Source organism: Caballeronia sp. S22, assembly GCF_964261745.1.
GTDB classification, from domain to species: Bacteria; Pseudomonadota; Gammaproteobacteria; order Burkholderiales; family Burkholderiaceae; genus Caballeronia; species Caballeronia jiangsuensis.
On record NZ_OZ180035.1, the window covers coordinates 851,747 to 870,506 of the forward strand.

Sequence of the window (18,760 nt, forward strand, 5' to 3'; positions counted from 1 at the left end):
CGGTCCGTTTTCCTTTCGTGGCGCGGACACCCCCTCTGTCCGATGAACGCGAACGCATCACCGATCACCCTCAGCATCTCCATCGTCGTCTACCGGCCCGATACCGCGCTGCTCGCACGCACCATCGAAACGCTCGAAAGTGCGCTCGCGCAGTTGCACGACGTCGCCGGGCGCCCGTGTCTGTATCTGATCGACAACGGCAATCCAGGCGAACTCGCCGATCTGCCGACCCCGTCCGATGCCGAATTCGACACCGTGGTGCTGAAAGGGCACGGGAACGTCGGCTACGGGCGCGGCCACAATCTCGCGATTGCGCGCGCCAACAGCCGCTATCACCTGATTCTGAACCCCGACGTCGAGCTCAACGCGGACGGCCTGCGCCGCGCGCTCGCCTTCCTGCGCGACTCGCCCGAGACGGGCCTGCTCGCACCGTGGATCGGCGGTGACGACGGCCGTCAGCAGTTTCTCTGCCGCCGTTATCCCACAGTGCTCGATCTCTTCGTGCGCGGCTTCCTGCCGTCCGCGCTGCGCAAACCGTTCGCGGGACGCCTCGCGCGCTACGAGATGCGCGATGTCATCGGCGAGACGAACATCGTGTGGGATCCGCCGATCGTGAGCGGCTGCTTCATGCTCTTTCGCACCGACGTGCTTGAATCGCTCGGCGGCTTCGATCCGCGCTATTTCCTCTATTTCGAGGACTACGACCTGAGCCTGCGCACGCGCCGCGTCGCACGCATCGCCTATGTGCCGTCGGTGCGCATCCTGCATCACGGCGGCGGCGCGGCGAAGAAGGGCTCCGTGCACATCAAGCTCTTCGTCACGTCGGCGTACCGGTTTTTCAACCGCTTCGGCTGGAAGTGGCTGTGAGCGATACCGGCCGACGTATCGCGATCACCGGCGCCAACGGCTTCGTCGGCCGTGCGGTGAGCCGTGGGCTGCTCGCGCGCGGCATCGGCGCGACAGGACTCGTGCGGCATGACGCGCAGTGCGAGCCGGGCGTCGATATCCGCCATATCGACGGCCTCGAATCGATCGCGCCCGACGCGTTCGCTGGCTGCGATGCGGTGATTCACCTCGCCGCGCGCGTCCATGTGATGACCGACGCCGCGCATAAGGACGCTGAGGCGCTGCTGAACGCGTACCGCGCGACCAACGTCGACGGCACGCTCGCCGCCGCCGAAGCCGCACGGCGCGCCGGCGTCACGCGTTTCGTCCTGATGAGCAGCATCAAGGCGCTCGGCGAATGCGATTCGGGCCGCCCGTTCACCGAGGACGACGAGCGCAATCCGCCCGATGCCTACGGCGTCTCGAAGGCGGAAGCCGAAGTGACGCTGCTCGAATTCGGCACCCGCACGGGACTGGAGGTCGCGATCGTGCGGCCGCCGCTCGTCTACGGTCCCGGCGTGCGCGCCAACTTCCTCGCGATGATGCGCGCGATCGCACGCGGCATGCCGTTGCCGCTCGGCGCGATCGATGCGCGTCGCAGTCTCGTCTCCGTCGACAATCTGGCGAGCGCGAGCATCGAATGCGCGCTCAATCCGGCCGCCGCGGGCCGCCTGTTCCATGTGACCGACGGCTACGATCCGAGCGTCGCCGAACTCGCCCGCAAGCTCGGCGAGCATCTCGGCAAGCCCGCGCGGCTCGTGCCGGTGCCGGCCGGACTCTTGCGCGGCGTCGCGCGCGTCGCCGGCAAGACCGCGCAGATCGATCGGCTGACCGGCAGCCTGCGGGTCGACTCGCGCCGCATCCGCGACACGCTCGGCTGGAACGCGCCGCAAACGCTCGACGAAGGCCTGGCCGCCACGGCCGCGTGGTTTCGTTCGACGCGCGGGCGATAACCGGTCCCGCGCCGCCGAAAAGGCCAGCCGCGAACGTTAAAATACGCGCTGCTTCGACGCAGGCATTGCAAGACGCCTGACAGATATCGTCGAGGCGATTTTCCTTATTTTTCATATATTTAAAACTAAAACCCGGCGGTCGTTCGCGTATGCTTCGGGGTCGATAACTCAATAACATTGCATGCTGCATTCGTATTTTGAAGCTTCGCCGCTGCTGGCCGCGATGGCGGTGGCGGTATTGGCCTTCGCCGCGTGCGCGCTGATTCTGCGGACGCTCATTCGTACCGGCCTCGCGTGGCGGCTCGCCACCGATATCCCCAACGAACGCTCGTTGCACGAACGGCCCACGCCGCGCGTCGGCGGCTGGGGCATCGTGCCGGTCGCCGTGGTCGCGCTCATCGTCGCGGCGCCGTCGATGTGGCTGATCGCCGCCTGCGCCGTCTTTCTCGCCGCCGTATCGCAAATCGACGATCGCCGCGGGCTGCCCGCGCGCGTGCGGTTCGCGGCGCACATCGTCGCGGTGGCGCTCGTCATCGTCGTGCATCCGGCGGACGTGCCGTGGTGGGCGCTCGCGCTCGTCGGCTTTCTGATGCTGTGGCTGGTGAATCTCTACAACTTCATGGACGGCTCGGACGGACTCGCGGGCGGCATGGCGCTGTTCGGCTTCGGCGGCTACGCGCTCGCGGCGCTCGCCGGACCCGCGCCGCAAGCCGATCTCGGCCTCGCGAGCCTCGCTATCGCAGGCGCGGCGGCCGGATTCCTGACCCTCAATTTCCATCCGGCCCGGATTTTTCTGGGCGATGCCGGGTCTATTCCGTTAGGGTTTCTCGCCGGCGCGCTCGGGTTTTGGGGCTGGCAACGAGGCGCATGGCCGGTCTGGTTTCCGGCGCTCGTGTTTTCGCCGTTCATCGCGGACGCCACGGTCACGCTGTTGCGCCGCCTCGCGCGCGGCGAAAAATTTTGGCAGGCCCACCGGGAGCATTACTATCAGCGCATGGTGCGCCTCGGATTGGGGCATGCGCGCACCGCAATCACGTGGTATCTGCTCATGCTGGCGGGCATAATGCTCGCAAACTGGGCGCTTCGGTTTTCCTTTGCTGGGCAGTGGGCGGCAGTTGCGGGCTGGGCAGTCGTGGTTGTGGCAGCGGGCGCGGTGGTCGACGCGCATTGGCGGCGTCATGAGGCCCGCCATTCCGGACAATCTTGAGGGTCCAAGCTGATGAATCGAATAAAAGCTACATGGCTATCGGCGGGGGCGTTCGGCTTCGATCTCGTGGCCGTCGTCGGATCCTGGCTCATCGCTTATCTGTTGCGCTTCAACGGCGCGATTCCCCATGACTTCCGCCAGGGCGCGCTCGCCGCGCTCGTCTGGGTCGTGCCGGTCTACGCCATCGTGTTCCGCGTCTTCGGCCTGTATCGCGGCATGTGGGTGTTCGCGAGCCTGCCCGATCTGATGCGCATCTCCAAGTCCATCATCGTGGGCGCGCTCGTCGTGATGGTGGGCGCGGTGATGTCGCAGCCGATTCCGATCATTCCCCGCTCCGTGCTCATCGTTTCGCCGCTGCTGCTCTTCCTGTCGATGGGCGGCGCGCGCGCGCTCTATCGCGCGGGCAAGGAGTTCTATCTGTACGGCGGCCTCGTCGGGCAGGGCAAGCCGGTGATCGTGCTCGGCGCGGGCACGGCGGGCGCGATGCTCGCGCGCGAGCTGGCGCGTTCCAGCGAATGGCGCCTGGTCGGCCTGCTCGACGACGATCCCGCCAAGCGCGGACGCGAAGTGCTCGGCCACAAGGTGCTCGGTTCGTTCAGCGAGCTGCCACGCTTCGCCGAGCAGTTCAAGACGGATTACGTGATCATCGCGATTCCGTCGGCGTCGGTCGAGGAACAGCGGCGCGTCGCCACGTTGTGCGTGCGCGCCGGGGTCAAGGTGATGGTGCTGCCCGCGCTCAGCCAGCTCACGGCGGGCGAGGGCAACTTCCTGTCGCGCGTGCGGCAGATCGACCTCGAAGACCTGCTCGGCCGCGAGCCGGTGAAGATCGACATGCCGCACGTCGAGCAACTGTTGCACGGACGCGTCGTGATGGTGACGGGCGCGGGCGGTTCGATCGGCTCGGAACTGTGCCGTCAGATTCTGCGTTTCTCGCCCGCGCAACTGGTCGCCTATGATCTTTCCGAGTACGCGATGTATCGCCTCATCGAGGAACTGCACGAGCGTTTTCCGGAATGCTCGGTGATTCCGGTCGTCGGCGACGCGAAGGACTCGCTGCTGCTCGATCAGACGATGGCGCGCTTCACGCCCCACATCGTTTTCCACGCGGCCGCGTACAAGCACGTACCGCTGATGGAAGAGCAGAACGCGTGGCAGGCGGTGCGCAACAACGTGCTCGGCACGCTGCGCGTCGCGCGCGCGGCGATGCGCCACGACGTGCGCCACTTCGTGCTGATCTCCACCGACAAGGCCGTCAACCCGACCAACGTGATGGGCGCGAGCAAGCGTCTCGCCGAAATGACGTGTCAGGCGCTGCAGCAATCCGCGCCGCGCACGCAGTTCGAGACGGTGCGCTTCGGCAACGTGCTCGGCAGCGCGGGCAGCGTGATTCCGAAGTTCCAGCAGCAGATCTCGAAAGGCGGCCCGGTGACGGTCACGCATCCGGAAATCACGCGCTTCTTCATGACGATTCCGGAAGCCGCGCAGCTCGTGTTGCAGGCGTCGAGCATGGGGCGCGGCGGCGAAATCTTCATTCTCGACATGGGCCAGCCCGTGAAGATCGTCGATCTGGCGCGCGACCTGATTCGTCTCTACGGTTTCTCGGAAGAGCAGATCCGCATCGTGTTCACGGGCCTGCGTCCCGGCGAGAAGCTCTACGAGGAACTACTCGCCGACGACGAAACCACCACGCGCACGCCGCATCCGAAACTGCGCATCGCGCAGGCGCGTGGCGTGCCGAACGATTTCATCGACGCGTTGCTGCCCTGGCTGATGCAGCATCGCGTGCTCTCCGACGAGGAAGTGCGCCGCGACCTGCGCCGCTGGGTGCCGGAGTATCAGACGGCGACGCTGCCCGTCCTGCAAAGCGTCACGGCCGTGCAGACGGCGCGCGAGCGCGGCGCGGCGGGCTGACGCGCACGGTCACGCATGACGACGCTCGACGATGTTCATGCGCTGACCCACGCGGGCTCGCTGTTGTCGCCGGGCGGTGAGATCGTCGCGCCGTACGATCTAGAAGTCTCGCACGCCGACGCATCCGGTTTCTCTGCCTTGCCCGCCGATATCCTGAACGCGGACCGAGAAGCCTTCGATGCGGACTATGCGCGTGCGCGCCGCGTGCATCTCGTCAACGCATTCGGCGTCACGCTCGGCGATTCCGTCATCGGGCTATCGGCGCTCTTCGCGGTGAAGCGCCGTCATCCGCATCTCCGGTTCACGATCTATCGTCCGGCGCGCGCGCCGCGCTACGTGCAGCGTCTCTACGCGCTCGCCGCGCCGGGTTTCGGCGATATCGTCGATCTGCCCGTGCCGCTCGTGAGCCTGCCTGCAAACGAGCTCAGGATCGATATCGGCAATCAGCTTTTCTGGCCGCGCTTCGCTTCGATGCCGATGATCGATTTCTTCCTGTGGGCGATGGGTGTCGCGCCCGAGAACATCGCCGCCAGCGACAAGCGCAATCGGTGGCTTGCCGATGTGCCGCTGAGAGCCATCGAAAGCGAGCGCTACGCGCTCTTCTGTCCGGACGCGAGCACGCCAGTGCGCAGCATTCCAACATCGGTGCGCGCACGCATCGTCGCGCGGCTCGCGGACGAAACCGGCTTGCCGGTGCTGGGCTTCGGCGCGGTGGATCATCCGCGCTATCGCGATATCGCGCCGCTTTCACGCGACACGGACGATTTCCTCGCGTGGATCGGACACGCGCGCTATCTGGTCACGGCGGATTCGGCGGCGCTGCACATCGCGGCTGGCTTCGACGTTCCGACGACCGCGTTCTTCACGACGATTCCCGCCTTCATGCGCGCGCGGGATTACGCCAACTGCGTCGCGGTCGAATTCGCCTTGCCGCATCTGCAAGGCATTCACGCGAGCGCGCGGCCCGCCGACCTGGACGCGCTCGAACGCGCGTATCGCGACTACGACTGGCGCGCGATGCCGTTCGCGCGCGACGCATCGCTCAGTTCGAGTTCGGCTTGCCGCTCACCTGAAACGACGGCAGCCGCCCATACAGCTCCGCGACCCAGTCGATGAACACGCGCACGCGGCGCGGCTGATGTCGATTCGACGCATAGAGCACCGACACCACACGCGGATACGACGGATACTCTTTCAGCACTTCCCTGAGCGCGCCGCTCCTGATGAGCGGATCGAGCGTATAGCTCGAACTCTGGATCAGGCCGAGTCCCGTCACGCCTGCGGCGATGTACGAGTCGCCATCGTTCACGGCGATCTTGTGCTTCATCGCGACGATGCGCGTTTCGCCATCGACGACGAATTCCCAGTTGCGCACGCGGCCCGAGTTGTTGAGCACATAGCCGACGGCGAGGTGCTCCTCGAGGTCATCGAGCGACACCGGCTCGCCGTGCTTTTCGATGTATCCCGGCGACGCGCACGTGATCTGCGTATAAGCGCCGACGCGTTTCGCGACCAGCCCGACATCGCCGACCGCGCCCACGCGCACGACGCAATCGACCGCTTCCTCGACGAGATCGACTTGCCGGTCCGTGAGCAGCAACTCGACGCCGATATCCGGATACGCCGCGAAGAATTCCGGCAGCGCGGGAATGATCGTGTTCTTCGCCATCACCGTCGGCAGGCTTACTTTGACGTTGCCCTTGGGACTGAGCTTCGAATGCGAGAGCGACGCTTCCATGTCGTCCACTTCGCCCAGCACGCGCACGCAGCGCTCGTAATAGGCTTCGCCGTCCTCGGTGATGCTGATGCTGCGCGTCGTGCGGTTGATGAGGCGCGCGCCGAGATGCGCTTCGAGCGCCTGCAGCGTGCGCGAGACGCTCGCGGGCGGCAGGCGCAGGGCGTCGGCGGCTTTGGAGAAACTGCCCGCCTCGACGACCCGCGCGAAGACTTTCATTGCAAGAAAGCGGTCCATGCTCGGGTTCCGGAAACGTGATCGCGCGCCGGCAAGGGCGCGCGCGAAAGGAGAGCGTGAGTTTTCAAGCGACGATCATACTTGGGATCGCCTCGACCGGACAGGCGATGAGATCAGATCCCGAGCCCCTGGCAGAGCCACCCCGAGTAGTGTTCGATCATGCGTTGAAACGGCGCGTGATGGCCGTAGGCGATCGACGACACGGCAAGCAGCCCGCAACCCGCGACGAGCGCGCGCGGCATCTTGCGCGGCTGATCGAAAACGCGCACGAGGAAGAGCGTGGCGATAATCGCGCCGAGCACCCAGCCCGCGACGACTTCGGCGGGCGTGTGCGCGTCCTGCATGATGCGGCTCGCGCCGATCGCCGCCGCGAGCGCGAGCCCGCCCGCCGCGCCCCATCGATACCAGCCGCCGCCGAAGCCGCCGAGCAGCAGTCCGCCCGCGACCGTATAGATCGATGCGGCGAGCATCGTGTGGCCGCTGATCATGCGCAACTGGATCGCGGCGATTTCGAGGCCGCAGCCGGCGTAGAGAATCTTCGAGAGACCGACGAGCCCCATGCCGATCGCGAGCAGGATCGCCCAGCGCAACGCGAGACGCGCGTCCACGGTGCGCAGCCACAGCGTGCAGACGAGGGCGAGCGGGAGCAAGAAAGCCGCGTCACCGAGGTTCGAAAGTGTCCAGAGGACTTTTGATTCCATGCGTATCCGTTATAGGCAGGCTGGCTCGCGGGCTCGATCGAAAGCGCTACGAACCGTCGCCCAGTTTGCGGCGGCCGGCCAGCCGGTATTCGGTCGGCGATATCGACAGCCGTTTGCGGAAGATCTTCGCGAGGCCGTCGCCGCTGCCCGCGCCGCAACGCCGCGCGATCTTGTCGACTGGCAGATCGGTCGCGGCAAGCAACATGCAGCTCGCATCGAGGCGCGCGCGCAGCAGATATTCCGATGGCGTGAGCCCGATCTGCGCCTTGAAGCGGCGCAGGAAATTGCGCTCGCTCATCGCGGCGACGCGTGCGGCGTCGGTGATCGAGATCGGCCGCACGTAGTTCTCGCGAATCCAGCGCGCGGCCGCATCGATCTTCTGGCGCACGCCGCCGGCTTCGGTATCGTCGAGAACGGTGGAGAGTTTTTGCCATGCGCCCGGGATCGAGCGCTCCGAGACTTCACGCGCGAGCGCGGCGCCGTGATCGCGCTTGATGATCGAAAGCGCCGCCGCGATCGGCCCTTTCGGATCGTCGAGGGTGAGCGTGTGCTCGGCGATGAAAAGCGGGTTCGACAACGCCGACGGAAGTGCGCGATGCCCGGACTCTCCGGTGAAATCGAGCGAGCGGTTCTGCACGGTGAGATTGGCGGCGGCGAGAATGTGCGCGCCTTCGCCGATCGCCTTGATGAACGGAATCTTCGGCGCCACGCGGCCGAGCCGTTTTTTCAGCACGACGTCGTTGCGCGCATGCCGGGCCCCGACGCCGCCCGCGATGAAGAGCGCGTCGCATTCGTTCGTCCAGCGCGTTTCGAGACCTTCTGTCCAGATGCGCATCGAGCAACTGCTCGCCACGCTGCCGCCTTCACTCGATAAAAACCGCAGCGAATAGTTCGGCGCTTCGGCGTGCTGGCCGGCATCGGCGGGCATGTGAACCTGATTCGCGACCGAGAAGACCTCGGAGATCGAACTGACTTCGACGAGCGAAAAGTCCTCGAAGATCAGAATGCCGATCCGCTTCTCCGCGCTGGCCATATCGGCGGGCGGCGCGTCGGGCGCGACGCCGCGCACGACCTGAAGCCTGCCCGTACCATTGGCGTACACCATCGACTTCTCTCCGGTGCGGACTGGAGCCGGCGCTGTCACGCCTTGCCCGGGCCCGGTCCATGAAGGAACGTAAGTAACGGGAAAGTGAGCTTACATGGGTCGCACTATACGCGGCGCCTAACGGTCGCCGCGCCCCGAGTCCGAAATTGACGAACTGTTGGCAGATGATCTCGGTACGCGGGGAAGAGGCTCGCAGTCGGCCTGTCGTCTGACTAAATCGGGCGGCGCGATTTGCAGCATCGCGCGCTCAAGAACGGACGCTCGCGTACCGTTATCAAGGGAAGCAGTAGATGATCGATGGTTCTTGGCGGTAGGGCGGGCGGCGCGCAGCAATGCGCGCCGTTTGTCCTTCAGCGCGCGCTTTCGATCCGGATCAGCGGAAGTAGGCTTTCGTGTACTCGTGCACGTCATCGAGCGCGAGCAAGTCGTCGGGCAGGAGCCATCGATAGTCGCTGTGCTGATCGAAGCGGCCGATCGGCACTTTGCCGCTCAGCGTCATCGTGTAGGCGAGCACGATGTAATGCGTGCCGATTTCGTCGGCGCCCGCGAAGGTGTCGTCATACAGATGCTCGTACACGCCGAACAAACGCGAGGCCGAACGCTGCGCGCTCGCGACGCCGAGCTCGTTATGGACGATGCGCCTGAACGCGGCGTCGAGCGTTTCGTTCTTGGTGATGCGCCCGCCCGGCACGAACCACGTGCCTTGCGCCGGCCGGTTGCGCCGATGTCCCAGGAGAATGCGCCGGTTGCCGTCGGTGACGATCAGATCGATCGCCACGAGCGGCGTAAGCCGCACCACCGTCAGGAAGTCCGCGTTGCTCAGCATCGTTGCTCCGTGTTAGCCGTCGTCGTGCGCAACGCAAACGATGCTGCCTGCGTCATCGCATGACCGTGCGCATGCGCACGCGCCGATGTGCTTCGTCCGAAGACGGCGAACATCGATTCTCAAGAGTGAAACAAGCAAGGCTGACGAGTTCCGCCATCACAGGTATTTCCATAAGCGGCAAACCTGACCGATCCGCAAGCCCGTTCGTCGAGTCGAAATCGTCGCCGCGCGAATTGCGAACGTGCGCGCGAATTGGGCGGCATTCGACCGAAGAATGAAAAAGTTTGATTGGACGATTCAACAAATAGTGTCACAGCGTGCGCCGCCGCAAAAAGACTAGCCGATGGCGGACCGGGACAGTCCCCTGGTCCCGCGCGCACGCGGGTTCGACGCCGCCATTCGCATATTGCGGCACAGCATCGAGCCTCTTTTGAAAACACCGCATTATGCTCTTGAATAAAAATCGAAAGGGTAGATTTAAAATGGCTCGATTACCTGATATGCGATTAATGGAAAATCAGCGCCATTCAACTGCCAATCCAATCGGACTTTTAAATAGGCGGCTGAAATATCTATTACATCCGGTTCCCAAATGTAACGGCAAACCCAAAATTTTCCGATTCACACGGTACGAACGTCCGCTTTTTCGTCCACTCGATGTTTCAAATCTGAATCAATTTCTTTGATCCGACATGGCCGCCGAAGTGCGCGGCGACCCGCACAGGGCCGTCACTCGGGGCGGTGCGGCCACGCGAATGTCCGATCTGGCGGCACCGTAATCGAATTGCGCTAAGCCCGTCCGGTAAAGTTTGTATGACAAATTCATTTCCCGTAATACATGCTTTGAAAACGGCATTCCAGAATCTGGGGAGCGATATCAATGTGCGCTCACCCTCACAGCGGAACAGATTCTGTGGTTTAAGCGCGAAAATCTAGAGCACAAAAAAGATTGTCTGCTTATTATTCAAGCCAGCGGATCGATTCCGCCAACACTTCGTTCCAATCGGTCACGGCAACCCGGCGAAGTTCGGGAAAGTCAATTGGTGCGCCGCAATGGCCGAGAAACTCTTCCGCGCCTTCCAGGAAGCAAAGCTGCAGAGGATGACCATGCCTTACGCCACTTTAGAACCCGCCGTCATGGGTTGGACGCCTCCCGCGACGAAAGCCTCGCCGACCGAGGTCCGCCAGATCGCGATTTTGCTGTTCGACGGTTTTTCCCTGCTCGGCGCGGGGATCGTCGCGGAGGTCTTCCACATGGCGAACGAGTTCGCGTCGGCGAAGTCGCGGCCGGACTGCAGCTACGACGTGCGTTTCCTGTCCGTCGAGGGCGGCAACGTGGCGTGCTCGTCGTCGGTGCGCGTGTGGACGGACGGACTGGACGCGCGCCACTACGGCGGCTTCGACGCGCTCTTCGTCGCGGGCGGCCGCGGCGCCGACGACGCCGCGAAGGACGATCGCATCATCGAATGGCTGCGCCGCGTGCAGTCGAAGACCACGGTCGTGCGCGCGATTTCCGAGGGCCGCAAGGTGCTCGACGCCGCGGGCATCGGCCAGGCGCAGGACTCGCAGGCGCGCTTCAACAACGCGATGCATCTCGTGCGCGACGAGCAGCAGGGCGACGCGGGCGACCGCTACGAGTCCATGAAGGGCGCGCTCCTGATCGTGAAGCGCGATCTGGGCATCGACGTGTCGCGCAGCGTGGCCGAGCGTCTGATGCCCGGCTCCGCCGCGAAGCTCGTGTCGATTCTCGGCGACAGCGGCGCGGCGTCCGCGGGCGACAAGATCCGCGCGGCGGCGCGCTGGTTGCAGGACAACTGTGAACGGCCGATTTCGGTCGTCGATGCGGCGCAGGTGGCCGCGATGAGCGAGCGCAACTTTTTGCGCCGCTTCAAGATCGAGATGGGCATCACGCCATCCGATTATTTGTTGCAGGCGCGCCTCGCCGTGACCTGCGCGCTTCTGACGGATTCGGAATTGCCGGTCGACAAGATCGCGCGCAGAAGCGGCATGGGTAACGGCGACAGGCTCGCGAAGATTTTCCGCAAGCGTCTTCTGATCTCTCCGACGGAGTACCGGATGCAGAGCAGACGCGAGGCGAACGGCTGACCCGCGTGGAGTGTGACGTGGGCCGCTCTGACGCCGACTATGGCGAAAAGCGTCGGACCTTTGGCCGGACCCGATCGGTTCGGCATTTGATCATTTCCCGGACGGCATTGTCGTTCGAATGAATTTGCAGGCAGGAGTCCTCTATGACGAATGAAGCACGCACGAAAGGTGGGGTGGAGCAGGGAGCAGCAGGTGTGGAGGCAGGCCCGGCCAAGGTGGCCGGGCCGTGCCGCCGCCTCGTCCCTGTGATCCTCGCCGGCGGCTCGGGCACCCGCCTGTGGCCGATGTCGCGTGAACAGTTCCCGAAGCAATTGATCGGTGTCATCGGGCATGACTCGTTGTTGCAGGCTACGGTTGCGCGGCTGAAAGGCTTCGCGGGCGACTTCAAGGTGGACGGCGAGCCGATCATCGTGTGCGGCGAGGAGCATCGTTTCACGACGGAAGAGCAGACGCGCGAGAGCGGCGTCGATGCACGCATCATCGTCGAGCCGGCGCGCCGCGACACCGCGCCCGCGCTCACGCTGGCGGCGCTCGCCGCGGTCAAGGACGGCGAGGACGCGATCATGGTCGCGATGCCCGCCGATCACTCCATCGCGGACATTCCCGCGCTGCATCGCGCCATCGCGATCGCGGCGGAGCATGCGGAGCGCGGCGTGATCGCGACGCTCGGCATTCCGCCGACGCGCCCCGACACCGGCTTCGGCTACATCCGTCTGGGCGACGCGCTCGACGACGGCGCGCACAGGATCGATCGCTTCGTCGAAAAGCCCGCGGCGGAACTCGCCGCGCAATACGTCGCGGCGGGCACGTACTGGTGGAACAGCGGCATCTTCATCGTGCGTGCGAGCGTGTGGCTCGCGTCGCTCAAGAAGCTCAACGCCGACATGCACGCGGCCTGCTCGGCCGCCACGCAGGAAGGCGAGGACGACGGCAAGTTCTTCCGGCCGCACGCTGCGCAATTCGGCCGCGCGCCGTCCGACTCGATCGACTATGCCGTGATGGAACACATCGGCACGCCGAGCAAGCCGTGCGACGGCGTCGTCGTGCCGCTCGTCGCGGGCTGGTCGGATCTCGGCTCGTGGGACGCCGTGTGGGACGCGATGGACAAGGACGAGTCGGGCAACGTCGCGAGCGGCCGTGTCGTGTTCGAAGGCGCGACGTCGAGCTATGCGCGCTCCGAAGGCGGACGCCTCGTCGCGTGCGTGGGCACGACCAACGTGATCGTCGTCGAGACGGACGACGCCGTGCTCGTCGCGGACCGGTCGCGCGTGCAGGACATCAAGGGACTCGTCGCGCGCATTCGCGAGCAGCATGCGCCCGAAGCGGACACGCATCGCAAGGTGCGCCGTCCGTGGGGCTTCTACGATTCGATCGAGCACGGCGAGCGCTTTCAGGTGAAACGCATCGTGGTGTCGCCGGGCTCGAAGCTGTCGTTGCAGATGCATCACCATCGCGCGGAGCACTGGGTCGTCGTGTGCGGCACGGCGCTCGTCACGCGCGGCGAAGAGCAGTTTCTGCTCTCGGAGAACGAATCGACGTTCATTCCGCTCGGCGTGCGGCATCGTCTGGAGAACCCGGGCAAGGTGCCGCTCGAGATCATTGAAGTGCAGTCGGGGAGCTATCTCGGCGAAGACGACATCGTGCGCTTCGACGACACCTACGGACGCCACTGAGCGCTCGAAGGGCAAGGGCATCACGGTTTGAGGCAACTGACTTCTTTGCAACGGCTTTCATTCGAAAAGACGGGCTAAGGCGAGGAGGAGACTGAGGCGGGCGGTAAAGGGCTGATTGCGTTCCGGGGAAAAAAACATGCGCGATTTACAGGGATTGCTCGCGCGCCTGTTCGACGTCGTGATGATCGTCGGCGGCGCGGCAGTGGCGTCGCAAATCAGGTTCGAGTACATCGAGGCTCACACCTATTCGATGGCGTTCGTCGCGTTCGCGGCGGCGTTTTCGCTCGCCCTTTTTCCTGGCTTCGGCGTCTACCAGTCTTGGCGTGGCCGCAGCAAGCTCCAGCTCGCCTGTCAGGTCTCGCTCGGCTGGCTCGTCGTGCAGGGCTGCGCGCTCGCGCTGATGTTCTCGCTGCATCGCCTCGACTACGTGTCGCGCCTCTGGTTTGCTTACTGGACCGCGATGTCCGGCGGCCTCATGATCGCCGGGCGCCTCATCACGCACGCGATCCTCGCGCACATGCGCAACGCCGGCCTGAACCTTCAGCAGGTGGCGATCGTCGGCAGCGGCAGGCATTGCGATGCGATCCTGCGCAAGATCGAGCGCTCGCAGGACACGGGCTTTCGCATGCGCGCGGCATTCAACGCGGCGCCGGGCAAGGCGCGGCTCAACACGCGCGTGCCGGTGTACGACGACTTCGACGACTTCGTGAGCTTCGTGCGCACGCAGAACGTGCACGAGGTCTGGCTCGCGCTGCCGCTTTCCGAAGAGCCCACGATCCTGCGCTTCGTGAACGAATTCCGCGACGATCTGCTCAACGTGCGCTTCATCCCCGACGTGCGCAGCCTCGCGCTCTTCGAAAGCGGCGTGACCGATCTGCTCGGCCAGCCCGCGATCAATCTCGTCGCGTCGCCGCTGTCGGCATCCGCGCAGTTGCAGAAGGAACTCTTCGACCGCGTGTTCGCGCTTGGCGCGATCATCGCCGTCTCGCCCGCGCTGATCTGCATCGCGCTCGCGATCAAACTGACTTCGCGCGGGCCCGTGCTCTTCCGGCAAAACCGCAAGGGCGCGGATGGCCGCGTCTTCACCATCTACAAGTTCCGTTCGATGCGCATGCACACGGAACAGGCCGGAGTGCTCCGCCAGGCCACGCGCGACGATCCGCGCGTGACCCGTGTCGGGGCGTTCCTGCGCCGCACCAGCCTCGATGAGCTACCGCAGTTCTTCAACGTTCTGCGTGGCGACATGTCGGTCGTGGGCCCGCGTCCACACGCGCTCGAACATGACGACCTGTATCAGAAGGTCGTATCGGGGTATATCCATCGTTACCGGATCAAGCCAGGCATCACCGGCTGGGCCCAGGTCAACGGTTTTCGTGGAGAAACGGATCGGATCGAAAAGATGGAAGGACGCGTCGCTCACGATTTGTACTACCTGGGTAACTGGTCGTTCGGACTCGATATGAGAATCATCGCCGCAACGATCTTCAAGGGACTACGCCACACCAACGCTTACTGAAGCAGGGGACGACCATTATGCACAACCAACAACAACCGGGCACCAACTCCATGGCCGCCAACACCAACGTGTCGCGTATCTTCCGCCTCACGAGCCTGGCTGCGGCAGCTTCCATCTCCGTGATCCTGACGGGTTGCGGGCTCTCGCCGGGCATGCACATGGAAAAGCCGGCGCAGCTCGTCGAGACGTCGAACGATCAAGGCGATCCGGCCACCACGACCAACATTCCGATCACCACGATCGATGCCGCGCTCGTGAAGAAGATGCGCACCGCGCAGCCTTCCGCGGCGACCGATCCGAACGCATCGCTCTACGGCAAGCCTGCGCCGTACAAGCTGGGCGTCGGCGACGTGCTGCAGATCACGGTGTGGGATCACCCGGAACTCGTCGCGGCGCTCGGCCAGCCCGCGAATCAGACGCGCACTTCGGATGCCGCGCCTGGCTTCGTCGTCGATGCGGACGGCAATCTGCAGTTCCCGTATGTGCCGGGTTCGCTGCATGTCGCGGGCAAGACCGAGACGCAGGTTCAGCGCGAGCTGTACACGCAGCTTTCGAAGGTCTTCGTGAAGCCGCAGGTGACGGTGCGCGTCGCGTCGTTCCGTGCGTCGCAGGTGTATATCGACGGCGACGTGCGCACGCCGGGCTCGCAGCAGATCAACGACATTCCGATGACGCTCACCGAGGCGATCGGCCGCGCGGGCGGCTTCGCGACGACGGCGGACCAGAGCCGCGTCACGCTGATCCGCGACGGCGTCACGTACAACATCAACATGGCCGGCATGACGGCGAAGGGCCGCAGCCCGTCGGACATCATGCTTCGCCCGGGCGATGCGCTGCGTGTCGATTCGCGCGACGAGAACGGCGTCTACGTGATGGGCGAAGTGACCAAGCCCGCCACCGTGATCCCGATGCGCAACGGCAAGCTCACGTTGTCGGACGCGATCTCGCAGGCGGGCAGCTTCAACCCGGAAACGTCGAACCCGCGCGAGCTGTACGTGATCCGCAACGGCGCGACGGACCAGCCGGAGGTCTACAAGCTCGACGCGCTCTCGCCGGTGTCCATGCTGCTCGCGAACAACTTCGAGCTGCAGCCGCATGACGTCGTCTACGTGGACAACAGCGGGCTCGTCCGCTTCTCGCGCGTGTTGAACCTGCTCTTGCCGGCGATCAACGCGGGTCTGACGGCGGCCGTGCTGACGAAGTAAATGCTTTGACCGCAGGCGTTTGACCGGCGCGCGCGGGGGCGCGCCGGAGCATCATTGTTCGACTCAAAAAATACAAGCGAGCGAGATCATGGCCATGAACTTTGACACGCGGTATACGGACATATCGACAGCCGACGAATTGCGGCTGTCCGATTATCTGGCCGCGGTGATGCGCAACTGGAAGCTCGTGACGCTCGTCACGCTCGCCGTGGTCGCGCTCGGAACCGCCTACGCCTACCTTGCGCCGCCGACCTACAAGGCGGACGCGATGATCCAGGTGGACGAAGCCAGCGGCAACAACGCCAAAACGAACGCCAGCGCCGAAGCGGTGCAGGCGGTCGCGCCGCAACTCACCGACACGAAGTCCGTGACCGCCGCGCAGATCGAGCTTCTGCGTTCGCGCCTCGTCATCGACGATACGGTGCGGCGTCTGCATCTCGACATCAGCGCGTCGCCGCGTTCTTTTCCGGTCGTCGGCAAGCTCGTCGGCAACGTGTTCTCGATGCTGAACAGGCCGGTGCCGCCGGGCTATCTGTCGCGTTTCGCATGGGGCGGCGAAGAGATCGACGTGCCGCTCTTCGACACGCCGAAGGCGCTCTACGACAGGAAGTTCACGCTCGTCGCGGGCGAGCATGGCGCATACGTGCTGCAGGACCCGGACGGTCTCGGCATTCTCACCGGCCACGTCGGGCAGGAAGCGTCCGGCATGACGCCACAAGGTCTCATCACGCTCAAGGTCGACAAACTCACGAGCAAGCCGGGCGTGCAGTTCGACCTGCAACGCTTCTCGACGCTCACGACCATCGATCGTTTGCAAAAGCGCCTCACCGTGGCGGAGACGGCATTGCAGTCGGGCATCATCGGCGTATCTCTGGAAGGTAGTAATCCGAAGGAAATCGCGGCGATCGTCAATAACATTGCGAACCGCTATGTGCAGCAGGACACGCAGAAGCGATCGGCCGAAGCCGAACACACGCTCGCGTTTCTGGAGCAGCAACTGCCGGTTGTGAAGAAGCAGCTCGACGAAGCCGAGCAGCGCTACAGCGCGTTCCGCAACAAGCAGGGCTCGGTCGATCTCTCCGAAGAAAGCCGCCTTCTGCTGCAACAGGTCGTCGATAACAAGACGAAGCTCACGGATTTGCAGCAACAGCGCGCCGAACTCTCGCTGCGCTTCACGGCGAATCATCCTTCGGTGCAGGCGCTCGATGCGCAGATCGCCGCGCTCACCGTCGCGCAAACGCGCCTCGGCAAGAACGTGTCGACGCTGCCCGATACCGAGCAGACCGCGCTGCGCTACATGCGCGACGTGCGGTCGAGCACCGAGCTCTACACGAACCTGCTGAACAGCACGCAGCAACTGCGCATCGCGAAGGCGGGGCAGGTGAGCAACGTGCGCATCGTCGATCTCGCGCAGGCCGCCGACGATCCCGTGCGTCCGAAGCGTGCGCTCGTGATCCTGATCTCGGCGGGCATCGGACTCGTGCTCGGCATCATCGTCGCGTTCATTCGCAAGGCGCTGTATGGCGGCGTCGAGCGTCCGGAAGACATCGAGCGGCAACTGGGCACGCGCGTCTTCGCGATCGTGCCGCGCAGCACGCAGCAGCTTCGTTTGCAACGGCAGGTCGGGATGCGCCGCGAAGGGCTGCACGTGCTCGCCGCGCAGGCGCCGGAAGATGCGGCTGTCGAAGGCATTCGCGGCCTGCGCACCTCCTTGCAACTGCAGCTTTCCGATGCGCGCAACAACGTCGTGATGCTGACCGGCTCGCGTCCGGAGGCGGGCAAGTCGTTCCTCTCGGCGAATCTCGCGACGCTCGTCGCCTCGACGAGAAAGCGCGTGCTATTGATCGACGCCGATATGCGCCGCGGCGACATTCACTCGCACTTCGGCGTGCGCCATTCGCCCGGTCTCTCCGATGTGCTGATGGGCGCCGACGTGATGAGCACGATCCTGCACGACGTGCTGCCCGGCGTCGATCTGATTCCGAAGGGCGCGCTGCCGTCTCATCCGGCGGAGCTTCTCGCGAGCGACCGTCTCGGTGAAATTCTCGCCGAGCTGAAGCAGCATTACGATCTCGTGGTCATCGATACGCCGCCGGTGCTCGCCGTGACCGATGCGACGGTGATCGGCCGGCACGCGGGCACGAGCCTGCTCGTCGTGCGGCACGGCAAGAACCAGGTGCAGGAGATCGGCGAAACGATGAAGCGCCTGTATCACGGCGGCGTGCACATGAAAGGCGTGCTGCTCACCGATGTTCCGCAATCGAAGGTGCTGATGGGCAGCACGTACGCCGGCTATTACGGCTACGAAAGCATCGCGGAGTAAAGCCTCCGGCGCGCTTCAATACGGCGACTTGTAGATGTCGCGCGAGCGCGCCGCGGTCGGCGCCGGTGGGTTCAGGCCCGGCGGCGCCGGATAGAGCGCCGCCGCCGCGCTCTTCGGCATCATCATCGACTTGGCGTCGGCCTTGTGTCCGCTCGGACGCAGCCGCGCGCCGCCCGCGGGATTCCCCACATAACCGTTCTGCTGCGCGAGCAGCTTGTCTGTCGGCGATGCATCGTCGGCATGGGCAACCGAGGGCGCGAGCGCGGTCATCGCCAGCGCCAAAAGCGCCGTGCCTAGCGCATGTTTCATGATGTCTCCTCCGGGCTTGTCGGATGCGCTGACGGCGAGTCGCGCACGCATGAACACAGGATATTGCG

The 18,760-nt window shown here is 64.7% G+C and carries 15 protein-coding genes; 10 read left to right on the top strand and 5 right to left on the bottom strand.

What is annotated here, in order from left to right:
• Positions 1-42: 42 nt before the first annotated feature.
• From ACEN42_RS04035 to ACEN42_RS04055, 5 genes are all read left to right on the top strand, one after another.
• Positions 43-867, top strand: coding sequence for a glycosyltransferase family 2 protein (locus tag ACEN42_RS04035; protein WP_187605912.1), 825 nt, complete (start codon positions 43-45; stop codon positions 865-867).
• Entirely contained in the window at positions 864-1,838 is a 975-nt protein-coding gene (locus tag ACEN42_RS04040; protein WP_371880701.1) for an NAD-dependent epimerase/dehydratase family protein, read from the top strand. Before ACEN42_RS04035 ends, ACEN42_RS04040 begins: the two co-directional genes overlap by 4 nt.
• Positions 1,839-2,019: 181 nt before the next feature.
• A complete protein-coding gene (locus tag ACEN42_RS04045) occupies positions 2,020-3,045 on the top strand; it encodes a glycosyltransferase family 4 protein (RefSeq protein ID WP_371880702.1) in 1,026 nt (341 codons plus the stop codon).
• A gap of 12 nt (positions 3,046-3,057) precedes the next feature.
• Positions 3,058-4,956, top strand: a complete 1,899-nt coding sequence (locus ACEN42_RS04050; protein WP_371880703.1) for a polysaccharide biosynthesis protein — start codon at positions 3,058-3,060, stop codon at positions 4,954-4,956.
• A 15-nt stretch (positions 4,957-4,971) separates the two neighbouring features.
• Positions 4,972-6,072: a glycosyltransferase family 9 protein gene (locus ACEN42_RS04055; protein ID WP_371880704.1), complete on the top strand. Its 1,101-nt coding sequence runs from the start codon at positions 4,972-4,974 to the stop codon at positions 6,070-6,072.
• Here ACEN42_RS04055 and ACEN42_RS04060 read toward each other — a convergent pair.
• From ACEN42_RS04060 to ACEN42_RS04075, 4 genes are all read right to left on the bottom strand, one after another.
• Positions 5,999-6,928 carry a LysR family transcriptional regulator gene (locus ACEN42_RS04060; RefSeq protein WP_187605907.1) on the bottom strand — a complete coding sequence of 310 codons (930 nt, stop codon included), beginning with the start codon at positions 6,926-6,928 and terminating at the stop codon, positions 5,999-6,001. The genes ACEN42_RS04055 and ACEN42_RS04060 overlap by 74 nt on opposite strands.
• A 113-nt stretch (positions 6,929-7,041) precedes the next feature.
• A complete protein-coding gene (locus ACEN42_RS04065; RefSeq protein WP_250483959.1) occupies positions 7,042-7,629 on the bottom strand; it encodes a phosphatase PAP2 family protein in 588 nt (195 codons plus the stop codon).
• A gap of 46 nt (positions 7,630-7,675) precedes the next feature.
• Positions 7,676-8,734, bottom strand: a complete 1,059-nt coding sequence (locus ACEN42_RS04070; protein WP_371880705.1) for a GlxA family transcriptional regulator — start codon at positions 8,732-8,734, stop codon at positions 7,676-7,678.
• Positions 8,735-9,107: 373 nt separating this feature from the next.
• Positions 9,108-9,560: a GDP-mannose mannosyl hydrolase gene (locus tag ACEN42_RS04075; protein WP_371880706.1), complete on the bottom strand. Its 453-nt coding sequence runs from the start codon at positions 9,558-9,560 to the stop codon at positions 9,108-9,110.
• Between the two features lie 1,107 nt (positions 9,561-10,667).
• On the opposite strand from ACEN42_RS04075, the gene ACEN42_RS04080 reads away from it, so the two are divergent.
• The 5 genes from ACEN42_RS04080 to ACEN42_RS04100 all read left to right on the top strand — a co-directional run bounded on the left by ACEN42_RS04080 (position 10,668) and on the right by ACEN42_RS04100 (position 18,383).
• Complete coding sequence (locus tag ACEN42_RS04080; protein ID WP_035500959.1) at positions 10,668-11,666, top strand: GlxA family transcriptional regulator; 999 nt, start codon at positions 10,668-10,670, stop codon at positions 11,664-11,666.
• Between the two features lie 143 nt (positions 11,667-11,809).
• A complete protein-coding gene (locus ACEN42_RS04085) occupies positions 11,810-13,339 on the top strand; it encodes a mannose-1-phosphate guanylyltransferase/mannose-6-phosphate isomerase (RefSeq protein WP_371880707.1) in 1,530 nt (509 codons plus the stop codon).
• 136 nt (positions 13,340-13,475) lie between these two features.
• Positions 13,476-14,855 (top strand): undecaprenyl-phosphate glucose phosphotransferase, encoded by a 1,380-nt coding sequence (locus tag ACEN42_RS04090; protein ID WP_187605903.1) that lies wholly within the window; start codon positions 13,476-13,478, stop codon positions 14,853-14,855.
• 50 nt (positions 14,856-14,905) lie between these two features.
• Positions 14,906-16,060 (top strand): polysaccharide biosynthesis/export family protein, encoded by a 1,155-nt coding sequence (locus ACEN42_RS04095; protein ID WP_035500925.1) that lies wholly within the window; start codon positions 14,906-14,908, stop codon positions 16,058-16,060.
• An 88-nt stretch (positions 16,061-16,148) separates the two neighbouring features.
• Positions 16,149-18,383: a polysaccharide biosynthesis tyrosine autokinase gene (locus ACEN42_RS04100; RefSeq protein ID WP_371880708.1), complete on the top strand. Its 2,235-nt coding sequence runs from the start codon at positions 16,149-16,151 to the stop codon at positions 18,381-18,383.
• A 15-nt stretch (positions 18,384-18,398) separates the two neighbouring features.
• On the opposite strand, the gene ACEN42_RS04105 is transcribed toward ACEN42_RS04100, so the two are convergent.
• Positions 18,399-18,692, bottom strand: a complete 294-nt coding sequence (locus ACEN42_RS04105) for a hypothetical protein (protein ID WP_371880709.1) — start codon at positions 18,690-18,692, stop codon at positions 18,399-18,401.
• Positions 18,693-18,760 lie beyond the last annotated feature (68 nt).